21 protein-coding genes, 1 pseudogene and 2 riboswitches are annotated in these 21546 nt (G+C 62.1%); of the genes and pseudogenes, 5 read left to right on the top strand and 17 right to left on the bottom strand.

The window, feature by feature from the left end:
• Positions 1 to 295: 295 nt before the first annotated feature.
• The 9 genes from BM235_RS20820 to rpiB form a co-directional block, all read right to left on the bottom strand.
• A complete protein-coding gene (locus BM235_RS20820; RefSeq protein ID WP_090116164.1) occupies positions 296 to 1027 on the bottom strand; it encodes a helix-turn-helix domain-containing protein in 732 nt (243 codons plus the stop codon).
• A gap of 115 nt (positions 1028 to 1142) precedes the next feature.
• Positions 1143 to 1922 carry a DUF4247 domain-containing protein gene (locus BM235_RS20815; protein ID WP_090116163.1) on the bottom strand — a complete coding sequence of 260 codons (780 nt, stop codon included), beginning with the start codon at positions 1920 to 1922 and terminating at the stop codon, positions 1143 to 1145.
• Complete coding sequence (locus BM235_RS20810; protein ID WP_090116162.1) at positions 1919 to 2434, bottom strand: DUF4178 domain-containing protein; 516 nt, start codon at positions 2432 to 2434, stop codon at positions 1919 to 1921. Before BM235_RS20810 ends, BM235_RS20815 begins: the two co-directional genes overlap by 4 nt.
• A 24-nt stretch (positions 2435 to 2458) precedes the next feature.
• On the bottom strand, positions 2459 to 2863 hold the full coding sequence (locus tag BM235_RS20805) for a DUF350 domain-containing protein (protein ID WP_090116161.1): 405 nt from the start codon (positions 2861 to 2863) through the stop codon (positions 2459 to 2461).
• A gap of 169 nt (positions 2864 to 3032) precedes the next feature.
• Positions 3033 to 3701: a PspA/IM30 family protein gene (locus BM235_RS20800; RefSeq protein WP_090116160.1), complete on the bottom strand. Its 669-nt coding sequence runs from the start codon at positions 3699 to 3701 to the stop codon at positions 3033 to 3035.
• Between the two features lie 170 nt (positions 3702 to 3871).
• Positions 3872 to 4945 carry a KamA family radical SAM protein gene (locus BM235_RS20795; RefSeq protein ID WP_369803536.1) on the bottom strand — a complete coding sequence of 358 codons (1074 nt, stop codon included), beginning with the start codon at positions 4943 to 4945 and terminating at the stop codon, positions 3872 to 3874.
• Positions 4946 to 5108: 163 nt separating this feature from the next.
• Positions 5109 to 5254: riboswitch (cyclic di-AMP (ydaO/yuaA leader) on the bottom strand.
• 107 nt (positions 5255 to 5361) lie between these two features.
• Positions 5362 to 6612 (bottom strand): serine hydroxymethyltransferase, encoded by a 1251-nt coding sequence (glyA, locus tag BM235_RS20790; protein WP_090116158.1) that lies wholly within the window; start codon positions 6610 to 6612, stop codon positions 5362 to 5364.
• A gap of 126 nt (positions 6613 to 6738) precedes the next feature.
• Positions 6739 to 7332, bottom strand: coding sequence for a TIGR01440 family protein (locus BM235_RS20785; protein WP_090116157.1), 594 nt, complete (start codon positions 7330 to 7332; stop codon positions 6739 to 6741).
• A 25-nt stretch (positions 7333 to 7357) separates the two neighbouring features.
• Positions 7358 to 7816 carry a ribose 5-phosphate isomerase B gene (rpiB, locus tag BM235_RS20780; protein WP_090116156.1) on the bottom strand — a complete coding sequence of 153 codons (459 nt, stop codon included), beginning with the start codon at positions 7814 to 7816 and terminating at the stop codon, positions 7358 to 7360.
• An 89-nt stretch (positions 7817 to 7905) separates the two neighbouring features.
• A riboswitch (ZMP/ZTP riboswitch) is annotated at positions 7906 to 7987 on the bottom strand.
• A gap of 102 nt (positions 7988 to 8089) precedes the next feature.
• Between rpiB and BM235_RS20775 the strand changes: the two genes are divergently transcribed.
• Complete coding sequence (locus BM235_RS20775; RefSeq protein WP_090116155.1) at positions 8090 to 8704, top strand: SLOG family protein; 615 nt, start codon at positions 8090 to 8092, stop codon at positions 8702 to 8704.
• Positions 8705 to 8841: 137 nt separating this feature from the next.
• A complete protein-coding gene (locus tag BM235_RS20770) occupies positions 8842 to 9729 on the top strand; it encodes an Rpn family recombination-promoting nuclease/putative transposase (protein WP_090116154.1) in 888 nt (295 codons plus the stop codon).
• A 78-nt stretch (positions 9730 to 9807) separates the two neighbouring features.
• Here the strand turns inward: BM235_RS20770 and BM235_RS20765 are convergent, their stop codons facing one another.
• From BM235_RS20765 to BM235_RS20735, 6 genes are all read right to left on the bottom strand, one after another.
• Positions 9808 to 10389, bottom strand: coding sequence for a low molecular weight protein arginine phosphatase (locus tag BM235_RS20765; protein WP_090116153.1), 582 nt, complete (start codon positions 10387 to 10389; stop codon positions 9808 to 9810).
• A gap of 56 nt (positions 10390 to 10445) precedes the next feature.
• The gene (locus tag BM235_RS20760; RefSeq protein ID WP_090116152.1) at positions 10446 to 11003 is read right to left on the bottom strand and encodes a manganese efflux pump MntP; all 558 of its coding nucleotides are present in this window, start codon (positions 11001 to 11003) and stop codon (positions 10446 to 10448) included.
• 236 nt (positions 11004 to 11239) lie between these two features.
• Positions 11240 to 12385 carry an L-threonylcarbamoyladenylate synthase gene (locus tag BM235_RS20755; protein ID WP_090116151.1) on the bottom strand — a complete coding sequence of 382 codons (1146 nt, stop codon included), beginning with the start codon at positions 12383 to 12385 and terminating at the stop codon, positions 11240 to 11242.
• Positions 12386 to 12432: 47 nt separating this feature from the next.
• Positions 12433 to 13161, bottom strand: coding sequence for a stage II sporulation protein R (spoIIR, locus tag BM235_RS20750; protein WP_090116150.1), 729 nt, complete (start codon positions 13159 to 13161; stop codon positions 12433 to 12435).
• 114 nt (positions 13162 to 13275) lie between these two features.
• A complete protein-coding gene (prmC, locus tag BM235_RS20745; RefSeq protein ID WP_090116149.1) occupies positions 13276 to 14262 on the bottom strand; it encodes a peptide chain release factor N(5)-glutamine methyltransferase in 987 nt (328 codons plus the stop codon).
• Positions 14263 to 14837: 575 nt separating this feature from the next.
• Positions 14838 to 16226, bottom strand: a complete 1389-nt coding sequence (locus tag BM235_RS20735) for an MFS transporter (RefSeq protein WP_090116340.1) — start codon at positions 16224 to 16226, stop codon at positions 14838 to 14840.
• Positions 16227 to 16381: 155 nt separating this feature from the next.
• Here BM235_RS20735 and BM235_RS20730 point away from each other — a divergent pair, with 155 nt between their 5' ends.
• The gene (locus BM235_RS20730) at positions 16382 to 17233 is read left to right on the top strand and encodes a helix-turn-helix transcriptional regulator (RefSeq protein WP_090116339.1); all 852 of its coding nucleotides are present in this window, start codon (positions 16382 to 16384) and stop codon (positions 17231 to 17233) included.
• Positions 17234 to 17276: 43 nt separating this feature from the next.
• Here the strand turns inward: BM235_RS20730 and prfA are convergent, their stop codons facing one another.
• Positions 17277 to 18356 carry a peptide chain release factor 1 gene (gene prfA, locus BM235_RS20725; RefSeq protein WP_090116147.1) on the bottom strand — a complete coding sequence of 360 codons (1080 nt, stop codon included), beginning with the start codon at positions 18354 to 18356 and terminating at the stop codon, positions 17277 to 17279.
• Between the two features lie 78 nt (positions 18357 to 18434).
• On the bottom strand, positions 18435 to 19316 hold the full coding sequence (locus tag BM235_RS20720; RefSeq protein WP_090116146.1) for a DMT family transporter: 882 nt from the start codon (positions 19314 to 19316) through the stop codon (positions 18435 to 18437).
• Between the two features lie 127 nt (positions 19317 to 19443).
• On the opposite strand from BM235_RS20720, the pseudogene BM235_RS20715 reads away from it, so the two are divergent.
• Together BM235_RS20715 and BM235_RS20710 are read left to right on the top strand one after the other, a co-directional pair.
• Positions 19444 to 20304, top strand: a pseudogene (locus tag BM235_RS20715) (LysR family transcriptional regulator); the annotation flags it as partial.
• A gap of 242 nt (positions 20305 to 20546) precedes the next feature.
• On the top strand, positions 20547 to 21530 hold the full coding sequence (locus BM235_RS20710; protein WP_090116144.1) for a helix-turn-helix transcriptional regulator: 984 nt from the start codon (positions 20547 to 20549) through the stop codon (positions 21528 to 21530).
• Positions 21531 to 21546 lie beyond the last annotated feature (16 nt).

Here is a 21546-nt window from a genome sequence, read left to right as displayed (position 1 = left end):
CCGCAGCCTCCATACACATTTTTCGTGCACCATCGCCTCCGCCGACCGCGACGCACCGCTTCCCGCAGCCTCCATGCACATTTCTTGTGCACCATCGCCCCCGCCGACCGCGACGCACCGCTTCCCGCAGCCTCCATGCACATTTCTTGTGCACCATCGCCTCCGCCGACCGCGACACACCGCTTCCCGCAGCCTCCATGCACATTTCTTGTGCACCATCGCCCCCGCCGACCGCGACGCACCGCTTCCCGCAGCCTCCATGCACATTTCTTGTGCACCACGGCGGGTGTCTTTATTATTTCCTTGCGCTAATCAGGTAGCGATACCTACGCTTATGATCCATGCTCGCAGGAACGATCAATCCTTTTTCAACGAGAGACGCGATGTATTTTGATATCGTATTACGGTGTAGCCCCAGTACTCCGCGTAGTTCATAGGGCTCCAAGGGCTCCGAAGAACGAGACGCATAATCAAGTATCACTCGCTCGGTGATTGTCAGCTCCAAGCGTTCCCCGACTTCGGCATTCAATTTCCCCAACATCTGCTGCAGAACCTGCTGACACTGCCGAGGCTTGTCGCGAATCGATAAAAATGCCAGTCTGATTACAGACCAGCCGTCGATGACGAGATGATTCTGACGCATGAGCTCATCCTCGTATTCGACCGGCGTGGCGTTTAAGCGATGCGACGTGCGGCCGTCCACCTCAATCGCTACGCGGTGCGCATTCGTGAAGAAAACGAAATCTATGTACCGGAACCCGTCCTTGTAATCCTTAACTTCATACTCCGGTACAAGTCCCTTTAGACTGCCGAATGCGGCGAACCATGTGAAACGCAGAAAATACATAGAGGCATATGTCAGGCCGCACTTGAGCCGCTTAAGCCGAACTCCCTTGGCATTGCGAAGCGTCGCAGTCCACCATAAGGCGAACGCCTTTTCAAATTGTCGGTTAATCTCCCGGTCTCCTTGTTTGTATAGAGGATCGGACTTAAATCTTACCAAATCAAAAGTCGTCTCTAAATTCATCTCCGCTCGTCTCCCCAGCGCGCTGAATAAAAACAAAAACGCCGCCCGCTCCCGTCATCCGTAGATGAGGAAGGCAAGCGGCATGTGCTTCACGCCAATATAGTTTGTGTTAACGTCATCGTCGCCTGATGCGCCCCGAACCGCCGAAGCTCGTTCGCGGCTTCGTCGTCTTGCGCGGCTTGAAGCTCGAGCCGGACTTGCCGCCGGAGCCGCTCGTGCCGTCGCGGGTAATGCTGCCCGTCGTCGTTTTTTTCTTGCCGAACAGTCCGTCGGAGCCTACGCTGCCGCTGGAGCCGGACTTGCTGCCGCGCTTGAAGATCGATCCTTTTTTGTCCACCGTAAGAGGCGGCGCGACCTTCTGGTCGCTGACCGTCGGCGTGCGGTAGGTGCCGGTGGTCGGCGGATACGACTTCTGGCTGCCGTAGCCGCGGTAGTCGCCGTAATAGCCGCCTCTCGACGAATCGAACAGATTGCCGATAAGGCTCGCGAGCAGGTAGCCCTCCAAGAATGAGGGACTGTAATTCTGCCGCACGTACTCCTTGGAGTCGACCTCGACCAGGCTGTCCTCCGGCTTGTTCGGATCCTTTTGCACGTGAATGATCTGATCCGAATAGACGAGGAACATATGATCAGGATCGTCCTTGGACACCTGCTCGGGCTTCTTCTTGGCTTCGAGCGCCGTCGCGACCTCCTGAACCGTCTCTCCCGCCGCCCTGTAGACGTACGAGGTCTGACTGCCACTGCCGCTGACCGATTCGAGCGGATATGTTTCCTTAACGTTAACGCTCGAACCGCAAGCGGAAAGCAGCGTCGCCACGAGCGCCAGCATCACGGTCAGATGAATGGAAGAACGCAGCCATCCGCGGCCGGATCGCCTGCGCGACGGACGGCTCATTGTCCGCTTCCTCTCAGCCACTCGACGTCGCCGGGCAGCACGCTCTCGCCTTCATACAGCATGAAGCGCCCGTCCTGCCACTCGATCCGGAGCAGCTTGCGCCCGTCCGATTGGAAACGCCACACGTAAAGCTCGCCTCCGGCCGAGGTAAAGGGCGTGCTGCCCGCCTCGACGATCCGCGTGCTGTACTGGTCTTCCAGGTGGTAATCGATGCCGTCCAGCTCGATATGCGCCGGGACTTCGTCCATCGAATCGAGACGCCCGTCAATCGTGTTAAATAAGGAATATGACATATCGAGCCGCTGCTCGATGTTCAAGTAGCGGACGTCCGCGCCGTCCCGAAGCGTCAGCCACACGTCGTTGCGGGCGGTCGGCTTCGTGCGCCCGGTCACCTGGTAAGTGACAAGGGACACCTCGCATACGTCCCCTGGGCCCATCGTCAGCACGCTTCGCTCCTGCGGAAGCGGCTCGGCTTTTTTCAAAATATTTTTAACCCGTTTGAACAGGCTCATCTCTTGTCCTCCTCTCCCGCAGCCTTACAGGCACGAGCCGATGATCATCGCACCGACCAGATGCAGGGAGCCCGCGATCAGGCCGTGCCCTACGATGCCGTCCCGCACGCCTTCGTCCAAGCGCAAGTCCCCGATCTTCCGGAACGCCAGTTCGACGATCCACTCGAGCACGAACAGAATCACGAACGAAATGAAGGAAACGAGCAGCGCCTCTCCGAGATCGTCGGACGTCACGATCGAGCGGGAAAGAATATACCCCTGCGCCACAAGCTTCAATACGAAGCGGATGGCTACCGCCGTATTGCCCCGCTTCATCTCGGCCATATCCTTGTACTTGGTAAAATAAGCGTCGATGCCCATGAGAATGAACAGAAGCACCGCGCCCGCCGCCGTCCACAGCAGCGTGCCGACCACGTTTTCAATCGTCACTGTTAACGTCTCTCCTCCCGCGGATAAAACCGGGCGGTTGCGCACCAACTGCGCGGAATTAATCCGCCCGAAGCGCTCCGTTTCGGACGCGCCATGGAACTCTTTCCTTATTTTAGCTTAGATAGGCGTTTGAAAAAAGGACCCCGCGGGGGAGTCCTCTTCGATCGCCTTAGCTTTCGTACTTTTTCATCAATGCCGCCAATTCGTCCTCGACGGCTTTGTCCTTGCCGAGCGTCGCGAACTCGTCATCCAGCGATTTGCCCTTGGACTGGCTGAGCTCTTCGGTTGCCTCCGCATGGGCCTCCATTTGGCGAACCTTATCTTCCATCCGGCTGAGACCGGACATCGCGGTGTCGGTGCCGAAGCCAGCCATCGCCTTGTTGATGCCGGCTTGCGCCTTCGCCGCGTTGGCGCGGGCGACCAGCGTCTCGCGTCGGTTTTTCAGCTCGGTAAACTGCTTGCGCATCTCGTCGAGCTTCAGACGGAGATTGTCCGCGGCTTGCTTGTTCTGCTCGTAGCTGGCTTTGTACTCGCCGACCTTGATCTCCGCAGCTTTCTTCTCTTCGAGCGCGCGACGGGCCAGGTCGATATTCTTGGCCTGTGCCGCGATATTCGCCTGCTCCTCGCGTTTGGCGACGAGCGCCGACTGCTCCTCGTACAACTGCTTGAAGCGTTTTTCGATCGCGATCTGTGCTGCGACCGCCTTCTCGGCGTCCTCAAGATCCTCAGCCATGTCGCGCAGATATTGATCGGTCATTTTGACCGGGTCTTCCGCCTTTTCGATCAGGGCATATACGTTCGACAGCGTGAGATCGCGCAACCGTTTGAAAATAGACATTTACACGAATCCTCCTCTTGTCCGCTCGTTCGCGGCTATGTAATGTAGTACGCGGACGCAGGCCGACCGTTTCAACATTTCCCCGGAGACGTGCGGTTATCCGTAAAATAAATATACATCCGGCCCGCCTCGAAAGGCAAAGCCGAATGTATGGCGCGAAAAGCTGTCGGTCAGTCCCCGATCTGATAAGGCCGCTTGACGTAAGAAGTGTGGAGCCCGTAATCTTCGGAGTCTGTCCAATCGATCCGCAGCGCCCCGATCTTCGATTCGCTGCCCGGCAGTTCGGTCAGCCACAGCGCGTCTTCGGGGCAGTCCGCCGTGATGAACTTGCCTGCATCGTCATCGGGCGACGCATGGAACTTCAGGTAGGCCTTGCCGCCCTCGACGGCCAGCACCTCGGTGAAGCCCGCCTCGTGATTGATCGCGAGGCGCGCCCGCCGCCCGAGTCCCGCCGTCGTCAGCTTGGCTGCCTCGACCAGCCGATATGCCTTGGCCAGCGGCACCGCAAACTCGGCGCTCGCCTCGCTCGGACGATCTACGAAAAAGTAATAAGGCGTCACGCCCGCAAGCTCGAGGCGCTCCAGCAGCTCGCCCAGCAGCTCCGGCGCGTCGTTGATCCCGCCCAGGATCGGCGTCCGGTTCACGATGACTGCCCCGGCGTCGCCGAGCGAGCGAAACGCCCGGATCGCTTGGTCCGTCATCTCCCTCGGATGGTGGATATGCGCCATCAGATAAAGCGGCTTCGAGGGCGTGGAAAATTCGTGGACCAGCCGCAGCAGGCCCAGGTCGTCCGCGATACGCGCCGGCTCCATGACCGGCATGCGCGTGCTGAGCCGGATGATCCCGACATGCGGGATGGCCCGCAGGCTCTGGATCAGCTTGCGCAGCTTGAGCGTAGGAAGGCTGAAGCAGTCGCCGCCCGCCAGGATCACCTGCCGGATCTCGGGATGGGCCGCCACGTATTCGAGCGCAGGCGCCACGCCCTCTTCGGCCTCCGTCTCGGGAAGCATCAGGAAGGCGGACGTCCGAAACTTGTGGCGATAGCCTTGGGACAGATAGTCGGCTTCGTCGTCCGAGGCGCCCCAGATCCCCTTGCCGCCGGCCGCCGGCAGGGATGGGGACAGCAGCTTGCGGAGCGGATCGTTCGCGTCGCCCCAATCGATGAGGCTATGATAATACGTATTCGCGGTCGTGCAAACAGGAGCGGCAGCGTCTTGGTCCATGTTTCTGGCGAATTCCGGCATGGCCAACGTGAATTCCTCCTTCTCCCGGTCTAAAGTCGACACGCCTGGAAGGACAGAAAAACCCCTTCTGCATTAGGCGCGCGCGGTACGCTTAGCCAGACAGAGGGGTCTTGTAAAGACGCCAAAAGACCCGGCGAGGGTCATTCAAGCTTCAATAAATTAGATGTGACCCATCCACTGCCTACGAGGTTAGCTGACGGACTCGGGTAAGATGGTACCCTATGAAGCCTGTGAAGGCTTCAATTCGCCCCATAAAGATTCGGTTCCCCCGTTTCCCGGCCGATACCGGGAATTAAGCGTACACTTAGTTTATACCGAATGCCCCGAGTCGTCAAACAAACGGCGCCCAATTCGGCCTCGAAAGGTCAAAATTGGGCGCCTGTACCTGTTTTTAGGAGGCTTGGACGGGACGAATCTTAGTATTCAAGACCTTGATAAAGCGGATATTGCGCGGCGAGCTCGCGTACCAGTTTGCGCGCCTCTTCCAGCTTGGTCTCGTCCTTGGCGTTCTTCAGCGTGATGGCGATCGCTTGGCCGATCTTTTTCATCGCCGCGGCGTCCATGCCGCGCGAAGTAACGGCCGGCGTGCCGATGCGGATGCCGCTCGTGATGAACGGGCTCGTCGGATCGAACGGGATCGCGTTCTTGTTGACGGTGATGCCCACGGAGTCGAGCACGTGCTCGGCATCCTTGCCCGTGATGTTCAGGTTGCGGGTATCCACGAGCATGAGGTGGTTGTCCGTGCCGCCGGAAACAAGATTGATGCCTTCTGCGGTCAGCGACTCTGCAAGCGCCTTGGCATTGGTCACGACGTTAGCCGCGTAGTCCTTGAAGGACGGCTGCAGCGCTTCGCCGAGCGCAACGGCCTTGGCCGCGATCGTATGCATCAGCGGACCGCCTTGCGTGCCCGGGAATACGGCTTTGTCGATGGCCGCAGCCCAAGGCTTGGTGCACAGGATCAGGCCGCCGCGAGGTCCGCGCAGCGTCTTGTGCGTCGTCGTCGTGACAAAGTGCGCGTGCGGTACCGGGCTCGGGTGCTGGCCGCCCGCCACGAGACCGGCGATGTGCGCCATGTCGACCATGAACAGCGCGCCCACGTCGCGGGCGATCTGGCCGAGCACTTCGAAGTCGATGATTCGCGGATAAGCGCTCGCGCCGGCGACGATCATGCGCGGACGGTGCTTGAACGCGGCTTTGCGGACTTCGTCGTAGTTGATCGTAAACGTCTGCTCGTCAACGCCGTAAGCGACGAAGTTGTACAGGATGCCCGAAGCGTTGACCGGGCTGCCGTGCGTCAGGTGACCGCCGTGCGCCAGGTTCATGCCGAGCACGGTGTCGCCAGGCTGCAGCGCGGCGAGGTAGACGGCAAGGTTCGCCTGCGCGCCGGAGTGCGGCTGCACGTTGGCATGCTCGGCGCCGAACAGTTCCTTGGCGCGGTTGCGCGCGATCTCCTCGGGAATGTCGACGTATTCGCAGCCGCCGTAGTAACGCTTGCCCGGGTACCCTTCGGCGTACTTGTTCGTGAGCACGGTGCCCATGGCTTCGAGGACGGCTTCGCTCACGATGTTTTCGGACGCGATCAGCTCCAGGTTGTCGCGTTGGCGGCCGAGCTCGAGGTTAAGGGCTTTGACGATCTCGGGATCTTGCTTGCGCAGATTGGCGGTCATGGGTGGTCCTCCTTAGGATTATGGAAAGTGATTTATTTGTATTTGTAAGGGATAGTTGGGTGAAAAGGCGTTGGCATTCGCGAGGCCGGGCGCGCCGTTAGCCGGCTTTTTCCGGCCAACGATGGCTCAGTCGCACGTACCGGACGGCGGCGCCTGCGTAGTCGGCGGCGCGTATACCGCGCGCTCGCCGCCGATCAGCTTCGGCCGCGCATAAGCCATCGTGACCCGCGCCTCGCCGATCCAGCGAGCGGACGGTCTTACCGGCACGGCGACCGGGCGCAGGTGCATGCCGATCAGCGTCTCGCCGATATCCAGTCCCGCGTCGACGGCTACGGCCTCGACGAGGCATGGATCGTTGAGTTGACTGTATGCATAGGCAGCCATGGAGCCGCCGGCCTTGGGCACCGGTACGGCCGACACGATCGTCCAGCCTCGGGCGGCGGCTAAGCTTCGCTCGGTCACGAGCGCGCGGTTCAGGTGCTCGCAGCATTGCCATACCGTCTCGAAGCCGTTCCGATCGCGAGCGCGCCGCACGCCTTCGTAGATCTCGCGCGCGACGGCCGGCGCTCCGGACGTTCCGATCCGGCGGCCTTGCACCTCGCTCGTGCTGACGCCCAGCACGACGATCCGTCCAGCGCCCAAAGACGCGGCTTCGGCCAGCTCGGACAGCGCCTTTTCGACTTGGCCCGCCACGGGCAACGCTTGGTCTTGGTCAGTCATCGTCGCATCGCGCCTCCCGGTCCGTTCAAGGATGAAGTGCCTGCTGCTCTTCGATCGCCTTCACCTTGTTCAGCCGGCCGACATGGCGCGGTCCTTCGGAGAAGGGCGTGTCCAGCCAGACGCGGACGATCTCCTCGGCGACGCCTGGACCGACGACGCGTTCGCCCATCGCCAGCACGTTGGTGTCGTTGTGCTCGCGGGTAGCCTTGGCCGAGAACAGGTCGTGCACGAGCGCGCAGCGGATGCCCGGCGTCTTGTTCGCCGCGATCGACATGCCGATCCCGGTACCGCAGATCAGGATTCCCCTGTCCGCTTCTCCGCTGACGACTTTGTCGCATACGGGCACAGCATAATCCGGATAATCCACCGAATCCGCGCAATTGCATCCGAGATCGATAATCTGGTGACCCTGCGCTTCCAGGAACGGGACGATGACGTCCTTGAGACGATAGCCCGCGTGGTCGGCGCCGATAGCGATGATCATGACTGTACCTACCTCCCTTGATTGTCAGATGTATTATACCGAATTTGCCGCAAAAAGACGAAAAAGAGCACGCGTGCTTAAAGCACGCTGCTCTCTGCCCAGGCGACCGGCCGACATTCCGATGCTCCACTGTGGTTAACCCCACTTGTGTCGCCAGTTACACCGGAACTGCAACTTGTAGCTACATCATAGCGAAGGAAAATGCCGAAGTCAATCGAAAATAGACTATAATCAACCTTATCAATGCTTATAACGGTTCAATAAGGAGCAAGCATGAACAATCTGCTGATTACCGGATACCGCGCGCACGAGCTCGGCATTTTCGGACAAAAACACAAGGGCATCCCTTATATACGCAAGGCGATCGAATCCAAACTGATCCCTTTAATCGAGGAAGGTCTCGAATGGGTCATCACGCCCGGTCAATACGGCGTCGATCTGTGGGCCTGCGAGTCGGTCATCGCGCTGAAACAGGATTATCCGCAGCTGCGGCTGTCGATCCTGACGGCATTCGAGGGCCAGGAGGAGAAGTGGAGCGAGGACAAGCAGGAATATTACCGCGGCATCCTGAAAAACGTCGACTACTGCGCCGCGGTGAGCAAGCAGCCCTACAGCGGCCCCTGGCAGTTCGCTGCGCGGGACGACTTGCTCCTGCGCAAAACGGAAGGCATCATCCTTGTTTACGACGAGGAGGCCGGAGATGCCAGCCCGAAGTTCATGAAGGAAAAGGCGCTTCGCAAAAGCCGCGAAGACGGCTATCTGTATCTATCCGTCAGCTCGGACGACATTCAGAACGCCGCGAACGAAGAGCAGTACGAGATGTCGGACGGAATCGGCGAAGCGGAGAATGGCGAGGACCGAGGCCGCGACTGGAATGAAGAGATTTGATGGATGCCGGGGGTTGCTTCGCTGCCGAGCGCCTGTTAAACTGATGTCACGAATACGGTCGCAAAGCATGCGTCGCACGCTCTCATACGAGAGTTTGCGGCGCTTTTCTTTTTTTCGGGGGAGCGTGACGATCCGATATGGCGCCGCACGACGAAGCATTCAAAAAGCTGCTGCAAGCTTTTTTCGCCGAATTCATGGCTTTGTTTTTTCCCGAGCTTTATCGTTTAATCGACTTCTCCCATACCCGCTTTCTCATGCAGGAGCTATTGGTAGACGTCGTTGGACGCGAAAAACGCACGGTAGATCTGCTGGTTGAGGTTCGCTTGCGCGGCAGAAACGCATTCATCCTTATTCATCTGGAGCCTCAATCCTATGCGCAAGCAAATTTTGGCGAGCGGATGTTCCTGTACTTTGCGAGGTTGCTGGAACGTCACCGCAAAACCTATAAGGTGATTGTCCCTATGGCCGTGTTCACCGGAAGCCGCGCAAGAGACGAGCCTAGCGGATATTCGATGCGCTTCGAGGAGGAGAGCATCGTGGAATTTCGCTACCGCAAGCTGGAGCTCGCTCGCCTGGATTGGCGGCGCTTCGCCAAATCGGACAACCCTGTAGCCGCTGCGCTGTTGTCACGGATGGGTTATAATGAAAAGGACAGACGCGAGCTTCGCCTGGCTTACCTTAGAATGCTGGCGAGGCTGCATCCGAAGCTGGACGACGCCAAACTGGCGCTCGTCATGTCGATTGCGGATCTCTACTACCGGCCCGAACCCGAAGAGGACCGGTCCATTTTGCGCGAGCTTCAGTCTCGCGATCCGGAGGAGGCCGAACGCGTTATGGAATTGATGCCTGCATGGAAGCGCTGGGGCTACGAGGAAGGTCTGGAAAAGGGAAAAGAAAAAGGCATAGAAGCCGGCCGCGCCGAGAGCGTGCGCAAGCTGCTAGCCAAAGGCTTTACGCCGGGCCAGATTGCCGACCTGCTCGATCTGCCGCAGGAAGAGGTCGCGAAGCTGCGGGATTCGCATTAAAATAGCGCCGCCACTCCGTAACGCGGAGCAAGCGGCGCTTTGCCGTTCAATAAGGTTATATACGCAATCATACATGCTTCAATCAGTAGCCTGACGACCGCCGAAAGCCCGCTCGATCGCCTCGCGAATCTCCCGCGCGCAAGCCTCGTACACCGCCAGCGGCCCGCCGTACGGATCCGCGATGTCAAGATCGGGCGCGCGCCGCGACAGCTCGGACAGACGCCGCTTGTCTTGTTCGGGGAACGGCTTGCCGAGCGCCAGCGCCACTTGAAATTCCGCATGGAGCCGGTCCATCTCCTTCAGGTCGGGCAGCAGCGCTTCGCTCTGGCTCGCGTACTCCTTCAGCGTATAGGTCTTGGGCGCCGCGTGCGGATACCGTTCCGCGATCGCGCGCTTGTGGGAGGCGGTCATCGTCAGAATGAGATCCGCCCACTCTACGTCCCCGCGGTCGAGCCTCGTCGAAGCGCCGGGCAGCGCGACATGGCCGCGCTTCAGCGTCTCCGCCGCATTCGCCGAGATCGGCATGCCCGATTGGGCCGACACCCCGGCAGATCGCACTTCCATCTCGGTGCCCGTCCGCTTCGCCCAATCGCGCAGCAGCGCTTCGGCCATCGGACTCCGGCATGTATTCCCGGTGCACACCATCAATATACGCCGCATCATCCTAGCCTCCTCGTTCGGACGGACCATTGCCTCGTCATCTTATAGTGAACTAGTTATATCAAAAACAGCAGGCCGAATGCAAACAAAATGACCCCGCCGAACGCTTCTCCGTACCCCCCGAGCGACTGGCTCACCCGCGTCCCGAGCAGCAGCCCCAATACGCTCATGGCCCCGCCCACGAACCCGAACAGGAGCACCGTGAACATCATATGCGCCGAGAACATCCCCAGCGAGACGCCGACCGAAAAAGCGTCGATGCTCACGCTGAGCGCGAAAACGAGCATGCCCCAAAACGTTCGGTGGCTGAACGACGAGACCGCCTCCCCGCGAAGCGCGCTATACACCATATGCCCGCCTAGGAGCAGCAGAAGCGCGCCCGCCGCCGACGTGGCGACGCCGCCCAATAGTCCGCTCACATAATGTCCGGTCAGCATGCCCCCGAGCGGCATCAGAACGTGGAACAAAGCGATCAAAGCGCTCAGCTTGAGCACGTCCAGCTTCCGGACGCCCTTCAGCCCGATCCCGATGCCGAGCGAGAAGGCATCCATCCCGAGCGCGACCGCCATAATGCCGATCGTAATCAAATGCCCTGCCGCCGCAGACCATTCCATGCTTTAGCCCCCTTGTCCAGCTAGCCCGATATAGGGAGCATATGCGGACAAGGAGGCGAACATGACCCGACGAAGGGCAGGCGAACCTGGATTGCGCTAAAAGGAAAGCAGGTGCAATGTCGAAACGATGAGTCCGGTACGGGAATAGGCGAGCAAGCGAAGCCGCGAGGAGAGAAGCCAGGCTCGCGCCCGTCGGCGAGCCTAAATGCCTTCTCGGCGCCGCTAGTCGGCGCCGATCAGACCGGCAGCGCGCGGCCGCCGGCCGCCTTGCGCATGCGGTTCATGAGCGCGGCCCCGATGCCTTCCTCCGGGAAGGCTTCGGCCGCGATGAAACGCAGGCCCCGCGCGTCGCATTCGCGCAGCGCCGCATACAGCGCCTGCGCGGCTGCCGCCGGCGCCGCGCGCGGGCCCAGCGCGATGACGGCGTCCGCGCTGTAAGATCCAGCGTGTTCGTCGCAGCACAGCACGCCGGCAGGCTCGCCGCGCCGCCGCGCGTCGTCGACGGCGGCTTGCACGGCAGCGCGCACGGCCTCCGGCGCGCCGGAAGCGATCGCCATTTCGCCCTGCGGGGCGTAATGGGCGTACTTCACGCCGGGCGAGCGCGGCGCGCCCGCGGCACCCACTGCCGCCGGATCCGCTCCGGCGACTTCGATCGCGCTCGCGGCGCCGGCGGAGCCGCCGGCATGGCCTTCGCCCGCGACTGCGGCAGCAGCCTCGCTCGTGCCCGACACTACGATGCGAGCCGCTCCGCCCGCCGCCGCGCGCAGCTGCTCGGCCGTCACGCCGCCCGGCCGCAGGATGTGCACGTCGCCGCCGAGCACGCGGACGACGGTCGACTCCACGCCGACGCCGGTCGGGCCGCCGTCAAGCAAGCCGTCGATGCGCCCGTCGAGGTCGTCGCGCACGTGGCTCGCGAGCGTCGGGCTCGGCCGGCCCGAGCGGTTCGCGCTGGGCGCCGCGACCGGGCAGCCGGCGGCCGCGATGAGCAGCCGCGCGGTTTCGTGCGCCGGCACGCGCACGGCGACCGTGTCGAGGCCCGCCGTGACGCGGGCGGCCACCGCCCCCGGGCGCACGGGCAGCACCAACGTAAGCGGCCCCGGCCAGAAGGCGGCCATGAGCGTCCGCTCCAGCGGCGACACCTCGACGGCCAGCGCGTCCACGTCCGCCGCATCCGCCAGATGCACGATCAGCGGATTGTCCGATGGCCTTCCCTTGGCCGCGAAGATCCGCTCCGCGGCGGCTTCGCTGCGCGCATCCGCACCGAGCCCGTACACCGTCTCGGTCGGAAACGCCACGACGCCGCCTGCGGCAAGCGCCGCGGCGGCTTCGTTCAAGCCGGCATCCCCGTCCGCCGGCGTCCAATATCTCGTCTTCGTATGCATGTCCGTCCCTCTCGTTCGTTCAAGTTAGGACGATTATATCACAGCGTTCAGGAGAACAACGATCCGATGAAGCTGAACAGCTTCTCGAGCAGGACGAGCAGGAAGAACTCGGCCTTCGGCTTCTCGGCCGGCACGGCCGCAGCGATGACGCCGTCCTCTTGCGCCGCGTTCGCGGACGCTTTTTTAATCTTAGCAGCGCTTCCTTGATCGTCCTTTTGCGCCGCTGCAGTCTGCTTGGCAGTCTGCTTCGCGTCGGACGCGGCTTGATCGTCCGCCTTGACCGACGCGGCCAGGCACAGCGGCGGGAACAGCACGCACCACCAGTTGGCGCCGCCGCCCTTGCCGAGCGTAATCCGAAGCGCCTCGTACTGACCCGCCGGATACTTCTTGCCCTCGAACGTTTTCGCCGGAAAGTCCACGACCGCAAGCTCCGTTTTTTCGCCGTAGCCGGCCTTCGAGCCCTTCAGCGACTTGTTCGCAACCGCCTCGACGTCCGCCAGCCGCGAACGGATGAGCGCGCGCGCTTCTTCAATCGTACCAGGCATCTCGCCCCAAGATTCGATTAATGCGGAGACATCGTCGCGCACCTCACGTTTGATCGCCTGATCGCGATCGCTGTCCGAATTGGCGATGATCCGGATACGGATCGCCTGGTTCGGTATCGTATCGTCGCCTTCGGCATCCGCCGAGGCGCGGTTCACTGCCAACGTGGAAAAACCCGACAGACCGATAAGAAGAAGAAAAAGAAAAGGACCATAATGACGAAGACCACGCATCGTTCTCGCTCCTTGTGCGCACCCGTCGGTGCGGCCGATGCGTTCCGGAACGGCTTAGTCCTCATTATGTCCTTCCCTCGAATCTGTAAACCTAGCAATCTATAATTTTCGATTTTAGAAACGAAGCGCGAGCACGTGGCGGTCGATGCCGGCATAATCGCGTACGACGCGGATCTCGTCCCAAGCGGCCGCCTCGCGGAGAAGCGCAGCCGCCTGCTCCGCCTGATGAATGCCGACCTCCCAGGCGACCATCGCAGGCAACTCGGCCAGCCCGCTCAACTGCTCCGCCATGCGGCGGTAAGGCGCAAGCCCGTCCGGTCCTCCGTCCAGCGCAAGATGCGGCTCGTGCTCGCGCACTTCCGCCTGCAGACCAGGCAGGTCCGACGAAGGGATATATGGCGGATTGGAAACGAGAATATCGATCCGCTCTCCAGCGAGCGCGCCCCCTGCCAGAAACGGCGCCAGCAGGTCGCCCTGCACGAAGCGGACGCTCGCGCCGAGCGCGGACGCGTTGCCCGCCGCCACTTCGAGCGCTTCCCGCGACAGATCGCTGGCGGTCACCTGCCAGCCCGGCTGCTCCAGCTTCAGCGTAACCGCGAGCGCGCCGCTGCCGGTTCCGACGTCCAGCACGCGCAGCTCCATCTTCGGTGCATCGTCCGAGGCTGCCATCCCGTTGGCGCTCTCGCCCGTTCCGTCGACGCCTGCCGCCTCTGCCAGCTCCTCGCTTAGCCTTGCCTTGCGCGCCGCGACGAGCCTCGCCGCCTCTTCAAGCACCGCTTCGGCCAGCAGCTCCGTCTCCGGCCTCGGGATCAGCACCGCAGGGGTCACGGCGAATCGCCTACCGTAAAAATACTGCTCGCCGGTCACGTATTGCGCCGGCTCTCCTGCCGCCCTCCGCGCCAGCATCGTCTCCCACGCTTGCCGCTTCGCCTCCGGGAAGGGCTCCCGCAAATCCCGCAGCATCTCGGCCTTGCCGATCCCGAGTACGTGCAAGATCAGTAACTCGGCCCCCGCTTCGGCCTCCGCGTCATCGATGCCGGCCTCCGCCAACCGCCGAGCACCGGCCTTCCACACTTCGCCGTACGTTCGTCCTTGCTCCATGCCGTCCTCCCTTTGCCGAATAGACTTCGCGTTCCGGACTTGGATATACCGCCATGGTACCACAAGCGGCTTCATTTATACGAGGAGGCTACATAATGGGGCGCGATAGCGGCATTTTTGACTGCTATTAACACGAGAGCAGACTTTTTGGGCGAGATAGCGGCACTTTTGACCGCTAATTGCTCGGGCGCATACTTTTTCGGCACGATAGCGGCACATTTGACCGCTATTTACTCGGGAGCAGCCTTTATGGGCGCGATAGCGGCATTTTTGACCGCTATTTTATCGGGAGTAGCCTTTATGGGCGCGATAGCGGCATTTTTGACCGCTATTTGCTCGGGAGAAGCCTTTTGGGCGCGATAGCGGCACTTTTGACCGCTATTTGCTTGGGAACAGCTTTTTTGGGCGCGATAGCGGAACTATTGACCGCTATTTGCTTGGGAGCGGGCTTTTTGCTCGCGATAGCGGAGCTTTTTACCGTTATTTGCGCGTATTCGGACTTTTTGCCTGCTATAGCGGCACTTTTGACCGCAATCCATGCACCGGCGCCAAGCTGCCCTCGCAACGGGGCTAGTCTAGCCCCGCCGCTCCCGGCCGATCTTCGACCACGCCAGGATCGCGCCCGCAGCCAGGACGAATCCGAGGGCAATGAATCCTTGCCGGACGCCGGCTTCCGTCGAACCGGCATGCCCGAGAAATGCGCCCATCAGCACGACGCCGAGCGTGGCGCCGAGTTGACGCGACGCGTTCAGCGCGCCGGAGGCCGATCCGGTCCACTCGGGCGGCGAAGCGGCCATCACGGCGGCCATAAGGGACGGAATGGCGAGGGAGGTGCCGAAGCCGACGAGCAGCAAGCCGATCAAATGACCGACGTAGCCGGTCTCTCCCGTCGCCCCCGCCAGGGTCAGTATGCCCGTCGCGCACAGCGCGAAGCCCGCGGTCATGGGCAGTCTCGCGCCGACGCGGCCGACGATCCTCCCCGTTAATATCGGATTGAACGCGAGAGGGATCGTCATCGGCAGCAGCGCCAGACCCGCCGCATGGGCCTCGTAACCCCGTGCCTGCTGAAAATAAAGCGGCAACGCGAACAGCACGCCCGACAAGCCGACATTCACGAGCAGCCCGGACAGCATGCCGGCCGACACGGTCGGCACGGCAAGCAGACGAAGCGGCAGCAGCGGCGTCTTGCCTTTCCATTCCGCTGCCGCAAAGCCCGCAGACGCGAGCGCGAACAAGCCCAAGGCGCCTAGCACGACGGGCGACGTCCATCCGCGCGTCTGCCCTTCGGTGAGCGCATAGGCGAGCGAAGCGATCGCCGCGATGCACGTCGCTTGCCCGGCAGGATCAAGGCCGCGCCGAACGCGGCCGGCATCGGCTCCCGCTATCCGCCCCACCAAGATCAGACTGACGGCGGCGAGAGGCACGTTGATCAGGAAGATGCTCCGCCAGCCCAAGCCGTCCGCGAGCAAGCCGCCCGCGACGGGGCCGATGGCCATCGCGGCCCCCGTCGTCGCCGCCCAGATGCCGAGCGCCCTCGCCCTTGCGGCCGGCTCCGGATAAGACTTCGCCAGCAGCGCGAGCGAAGCGGGCAGCAAGGCCGCCCCGCCGACGCCCAGTACGGCGCGAAATCCGACGAGCGCGCCCAGCGAAGGCGAAGCGGCGCAAAGCGCCGATGCCGCGAGAAAGACGGCCAGCCCGGCCGAGTAAACGCGCTTCGCGCCGAGCCGATCGGCCAGCGCGCCCATGGACAGGAGCAGCCCCGCAAAAACGATCGTGTACGCGTTGACCACCCACTGCAAGCCTGACAAACCTCCGCCAAGATCGGCCCGGATCGCGGGCAGCGCCACGCCGAGCGCCGTCGTATCCATCAATACCATAAAGTAGCCGAGCGACAGGCCGAGCAGCAGCGCGGCCCTGCCTCGCTTGGTTTGTCGCCATACGCTCGTTCGAGCGACAGTTTCCATTTTTTTGTTCCCTCCCGTTTTCCGGACGGCTTCGGTCGCCATCCGCATCCCGGTCAGTTTATAATGGTGCTGACGCATGCGTAAGCGGAGGGTTTATCCCGGGAGCGACGCTCCCCGGATAAATGCGCCTCACGAAAAAGGAAGTGAAGCCGATCATGGAACCTGCAAACGACCAGCGGCAGCGCGAGCTCGCGCTGTTCCTGAAGACGCGGCGAGCCCGGCTCTCCCCCGAGCAGGTCGGATTGCCTGGCGGAGGCAGGCGGCGCACGCCCGGTCTGCGGCGCGAGGAAGTGGCGCTGCTGGCCGGCGTGAGCGCGGATTGGTATACGTGGCTGGAGCAGGCGCGCGACATCCAGGCGTCCGCTCAGGTGCTGGACAGCATTGCCGCAGCCCTGCGGCTCGACGCGACCGAGCGGAGGCATTTGTACTTGCTGGCGTTGAGGCAGCTGCCGGCCGACCCGCAGCCGGCTGACGAGGCCGTGCCGCGAACGCTGTGGCGGTTTCTCGAGCTGCAAGCGCCCTGTCCGGCTATCGCGACCGATCAGCGGATGGACGTCGTCGCCTGGAATCGGCCAGCCTGCCTTATTTACGGAGATTACGGGGCGATGCCGCAGCGGGAAAGCAACACCGTATGGCGGACGTTCACCTCGCCCTACGTTCGCGAGCTGCTTCGTGAAGGATGGGAGCCGCATGCGCGTCACCGGCTTGCCCAGTTCAGGGCGGGCTACGCCAGATTCGCCGGAGATCCCTGGTGGTTGGCGATGATCGAGGACCTGAATCGCGTTAGCGCCGAGTTCCGGGAATGGTGGCCGACGCATGACGTGCTGAACGGGCCGGAAGGCACGAAGCGCAACTATCATCCGTCCGCGGGACTGCTCGTCTTCGAGCAAGCCGCCTTCACCGTGTCGAACGCGCCGCATCTGACGGTAATCGTCAACATGCCCTCGCCCGAAAGTGACACGACGTCTAGGATAGAACGTCTGCTCAACGATTCGAGCCCTAAATAAAAAAACTTGCGCAACTGCTGCTGCGCAAGTTTTTTGTATTTTATCAGCGTTGAGCCATGCCTTCCTTTTCCAAGAGCTCCGCCTGCTCCGCGATCGACAACGCCTGCACGATATCGTTCATCTCGCCGTTCAGCACGGCGTCGAGCTTGTGCAGCGTCAGGCCGATGCGGTGATCGGTGACGCGGCTCTGCGGGAAGTTGTACGTGCGGATGCGCTCGCTGCGGTCGCCGGTGCCGACCTTCTCGCGGCGCTCGCCCGCGTACTTGGCCGTCTCCTCCTGGATCTTGATATCCATGATCCGGGTGCGAAGCACCTGAAGCGCCTTCGCCTTGTTGTCGTTCTGGGACTTGCCGTCCTGACAGGTGGCGATAATGCCGGTCGGGATGTGCGTCACGCGCACGGCGGACTTGGTCGTATTGACCGACTGGCCGCCCGCGCCGCTCGAACAGAACGTATCCACCCGGATGTCTTTGTCCAAAATCTCGATATCCAGCTCTTCGGCCTCCGGCATGACGACGACGGTCGAGGTCGACGTATGAATCCGGCCGCCGGACTCGGTCTCGGGCACGCGCTGCACGCGGTGGGCGCCGCTCTCGAACTTCATCTTGCTATAAGCGCCTTGTCCGTTGATGGTGAAAATGACTTCCTTGAAGCCGCCGAGGTCGCTCACGCTCGCTTCGAGCAGCTCCGTGCGCCAGCCCTGGCTGTCGGCGTACTTGGCGTACATCCGGTACAGCTCCGCGGCGAACAGGTTCGCCTCTTCGCCGCCGGCCGCGCCCCGGATCTCGACGATGACGTTCTTGTCGTCGTTCGGATCCTTCGGCAGCAGCAGGACGCGCACCAGCTCCTCCAGTTCCTCTTTGCGGGCGGCGAGCTCCTCGATCTCCATTTTGACCATGGCCTTCATCTCGTCGTCCAGCTTCTCTTCGAGCATCGCCTTGGCGTCGCTCAGTTGCTCCGACACTTGCTTATATTCCATGTAAGCCTGAAAGGGCTCTTGCAGGTCCGATTGTTCCTTCGCATACGCGCGCAGCCGGGCCGAATCGTTCATCACGTCCGGGTCGCACAGTAATTCGCTCAGCTTCTCGTATCGGTCCGCCAGTGCCTGCAGACGATCCAGCACTTCAACCAACCTCCGGTAATCGTAATCGTAGTCCCACTATTATATCATACCGTTGCAAGTGCCGGCGCGCGACGGGCCTTAAGCCCGCTCGGCAGTAGCGACGCGCCTGGGCGCCGCCCCGCGCCAGTTGACGAGGAAGATGCCGGCGCAGATCATCGCGCCTCCCGCGGCCACGTATGCATGGAGCGGCTCGCCGAGCAGCACCGCCCCGCCGATGACGCCGAAGAACGGCGCCAGGAACAGGAACGCGTTGGTTTTTGCCGGGTCGCCCCGCTGCAGCAAATAGGACCAACCGGAAAACTGCAAGATCGAATTGACGAGCACGAGCCAGACGAGGGAGAAGTAAAATCCGCCTCCGAGTTCGATATGCGGATGTTCGAATAGTGCGCTCAACAGGCCCAGCACGATGCCGCCGAACAACATCTGGTAGCCGGTCAGCACCCAGGTATCGATCTCCTGCCCCCATCGTTTGATGAGCAGCGACGCGGCCGTGAAGCAACAGGCGCCGAGCAGCGAGATGAGCGTGCCCGGGTTCATCGACAGATGCGCGCCCATCGTGCAGAAGACGCCGGCGAAACCGAGCGCTACGCCAGCCCATTGAAGGACTCTGTATCTGGCCTTCATGAACAGCGCGCCGAACAAGATGACGAGCAGCGGATTCACGAAAATGAGGATCGCCGATTCGCCGGACGTGATCCACCGCATGCTGTAATAGCTGCATCCCATGACGCCCGCGGAGTTCAGCGTGCCGATCAGCGCGATGCGCAGCCAGGAAGAGATGCCCTTCGGTTTGAGCCGACGCGCGGCGAATGCCGCCATGATCAGACCGGCGGCCACGAATCGAATGCCCATCAGCAGAAAAGGCGGCGCGTAATCGAGACCGATCCGGCCGACCGGGAACGCGAGCCCCATGGTTAAAGTGGTAACGAGTATCAGCGAAGCGTAAGCTCTGGGATTCATCGGGTATTCTCTCCTTCGCGAATTCGTTTGATAAAAATGATTGTAATCGTCGCTCGCGTTCAAATAAAATAGAAATAAATCATGGTCGCCATCACCTATAGTGATAGCTAAAAGGAGGATGTCCGTAATGGAGAGCGGGGACTTGCGCGTATTTCGGGCAGTGGCGCTTGAAGGGACGGTGACGGCCGCCGCGGCCAAGCTCGGTTATGTGCAATCGAACGTGACCGCGCGCATCCGCCAGCTGGAGACCGATCTGGGCAAGCCTTTGTTCCACCGCCACAACCGGGGCATGACGCTGACTGCCGACGGCAAGCTGCTGCTGGATTATGCCGGACGGATCGTCGGCCTGCTGGACGAGGCGGCCAAGGCCGTATCGTCGCTGGAAGGACCGCTCGGACCGCTCGCGATCGCCTCCACGCAAAGCTGCGCGGCCGTGCGGCTGCCGACGCTGCTCGCCGGTTATCATCGCCAGTACCCGGATGTCGAGCTGTCGCTCTCGACGGGACATTCGTCCGCCGTGCTGGAAAAAGTGCTGCGGTATGAAGCGGACGGCGGATTTCTGGCGGGACCTTGGCCGGAGGACGAGATCAATGCCGTGCCCGCGTTCGACGAGGAGATCGTCCTGGTGTCCGCGGCGGAGCATATCGAGACGGACACGCTGGCCGGCGCGCCTATGCTCGTGTTCACGGACGGCTGCTACTACCGGTCCGTGCTGGAACGCTGGACCAGGGATCGCGCCTGGTCGCAGCCTCGGATCATGGAATTCGGCACGCTGGAAGCGATCGTCGGCGGCGTATCCGCAGGCCTCGGCATCTCGCTGCTCCCTCTTAGCGTCGTCTCCAAAGCGGCCGCGGAGGGCGCGTTGCGCGTTCACCCGCTGCCGGAGCCGTACAACCGGATCCGGACGTACTTCGTCGTGCGCAGGGATGCGTATGTAAGCCGGCCGCTCGCGTTGTTTATGGAGGAGCTGGCGGGCGCGCGGGAAGCCGCCGACGGTTCGGCGGGCGAGTACGCAGGCGGTCCAGCGGGCCGGGTCGAAGGCGGTATGTCGGGCGGCATAGAAGGCGGTCCGGCGGCGGAAGGCTGCACGGGCACGGGCGCAGACGGGGAACCGGCAGGCGTACCGGATCGGGATTCGGATCGAAGCTGGATGCAAGAGCTCGGGCAGACCCAGGAAGCCGGGCAAGCCAAGGCGGCGCGCCGAGGCAAGCGCAAAGGAGAGATTACCGCATGAAGCTGGACCGATTGCTGGCCATCACGATGCTGATGCTGGGCAGGCGGCGAATCGGCGCCAAGGAGCTGGCCGACCGATTCGAAGTGTCGCTTCGGACCGTCTACCGCGATATGGAGACGCTCTGCCAAGCGGGCATTCCCATCGTCTCGTACGCGGGCGAAGGCGGCGGCTACGAGATCATGGAGCGTTACCGGCTGGAGCGACAGTTCCTCACGCTCGAGGAGCTGCAGGCGATGGTCATCGCGTTGAAGGGCATCCGGCCGACGCTGGAAGAAAGGGAGATCGGCAGGCTGCTGGACAAAGTCGGCGCGATGCTGTCCGGGACGGAGCATGACCGTCTGACGGACGCGTCGGAGCAGATGGTCATCGATATTAACCCTTGGGGCGGCGGCACGCAGGACAAGGCGAAGGTCGCTCTGCTCCGGGAGGCGATCAGAGACCGCCACATCGTACGCTTCGCCTACACGGATATGTCCGGCGAGCGCTCGGAGCGCCGCTGCGAGCCGGTTCGTTTGGTGCTAAAGGGACTGGTCTGGTATGTGTACGGGTATTGTCTGATTCGGGAGGACTTCCGGTTGTTTCGGCTGTCGCGCGTAAGGGAACTGACGCGGACGGACGAGACGTTCGAGCGCCGGGAGGAGCCGGAGTCGCGGCCGCTCACATGGAGCAGCATGTCGAACGAGACGTGCGCCAACGTTAAGGAAATCGTCGTTCGGTTCGCGCCGGCCGCGCGGACGCGGGCGGAGGATTACTTCGGATCGATCGACGGCATGCAGGTCATGGAGGATCTGCCGGACGGCTCCCTGCTCGTGCGCGCGGCGCAACCCGACGAGCCTTGGCTGCACTTGTGGCTGCTGGGATTCGGCACGAGCGCTTACGTCGTATCGCCTCCGGAATTGGCCGCCGCCGTTCGCGAACGCGCCGAGGAAGTGCTGCGGCTCTATCCTGCCGCTGACACGCTGTTGTCAGCAGCAAGGTGATATGCTGGACGAGCAA

Source organism: Cohnella sp. OV330 (assembly GCF_900112065.1).
Classification (GTDB): domain Bacteria; phylum Bacillota; class Bacilli; order Paenibacillales; family Paenibacillaceae; genus Cohnella.
This window is presented reverse-complemented; position numbering and strand designations above follow the sequence as displayed.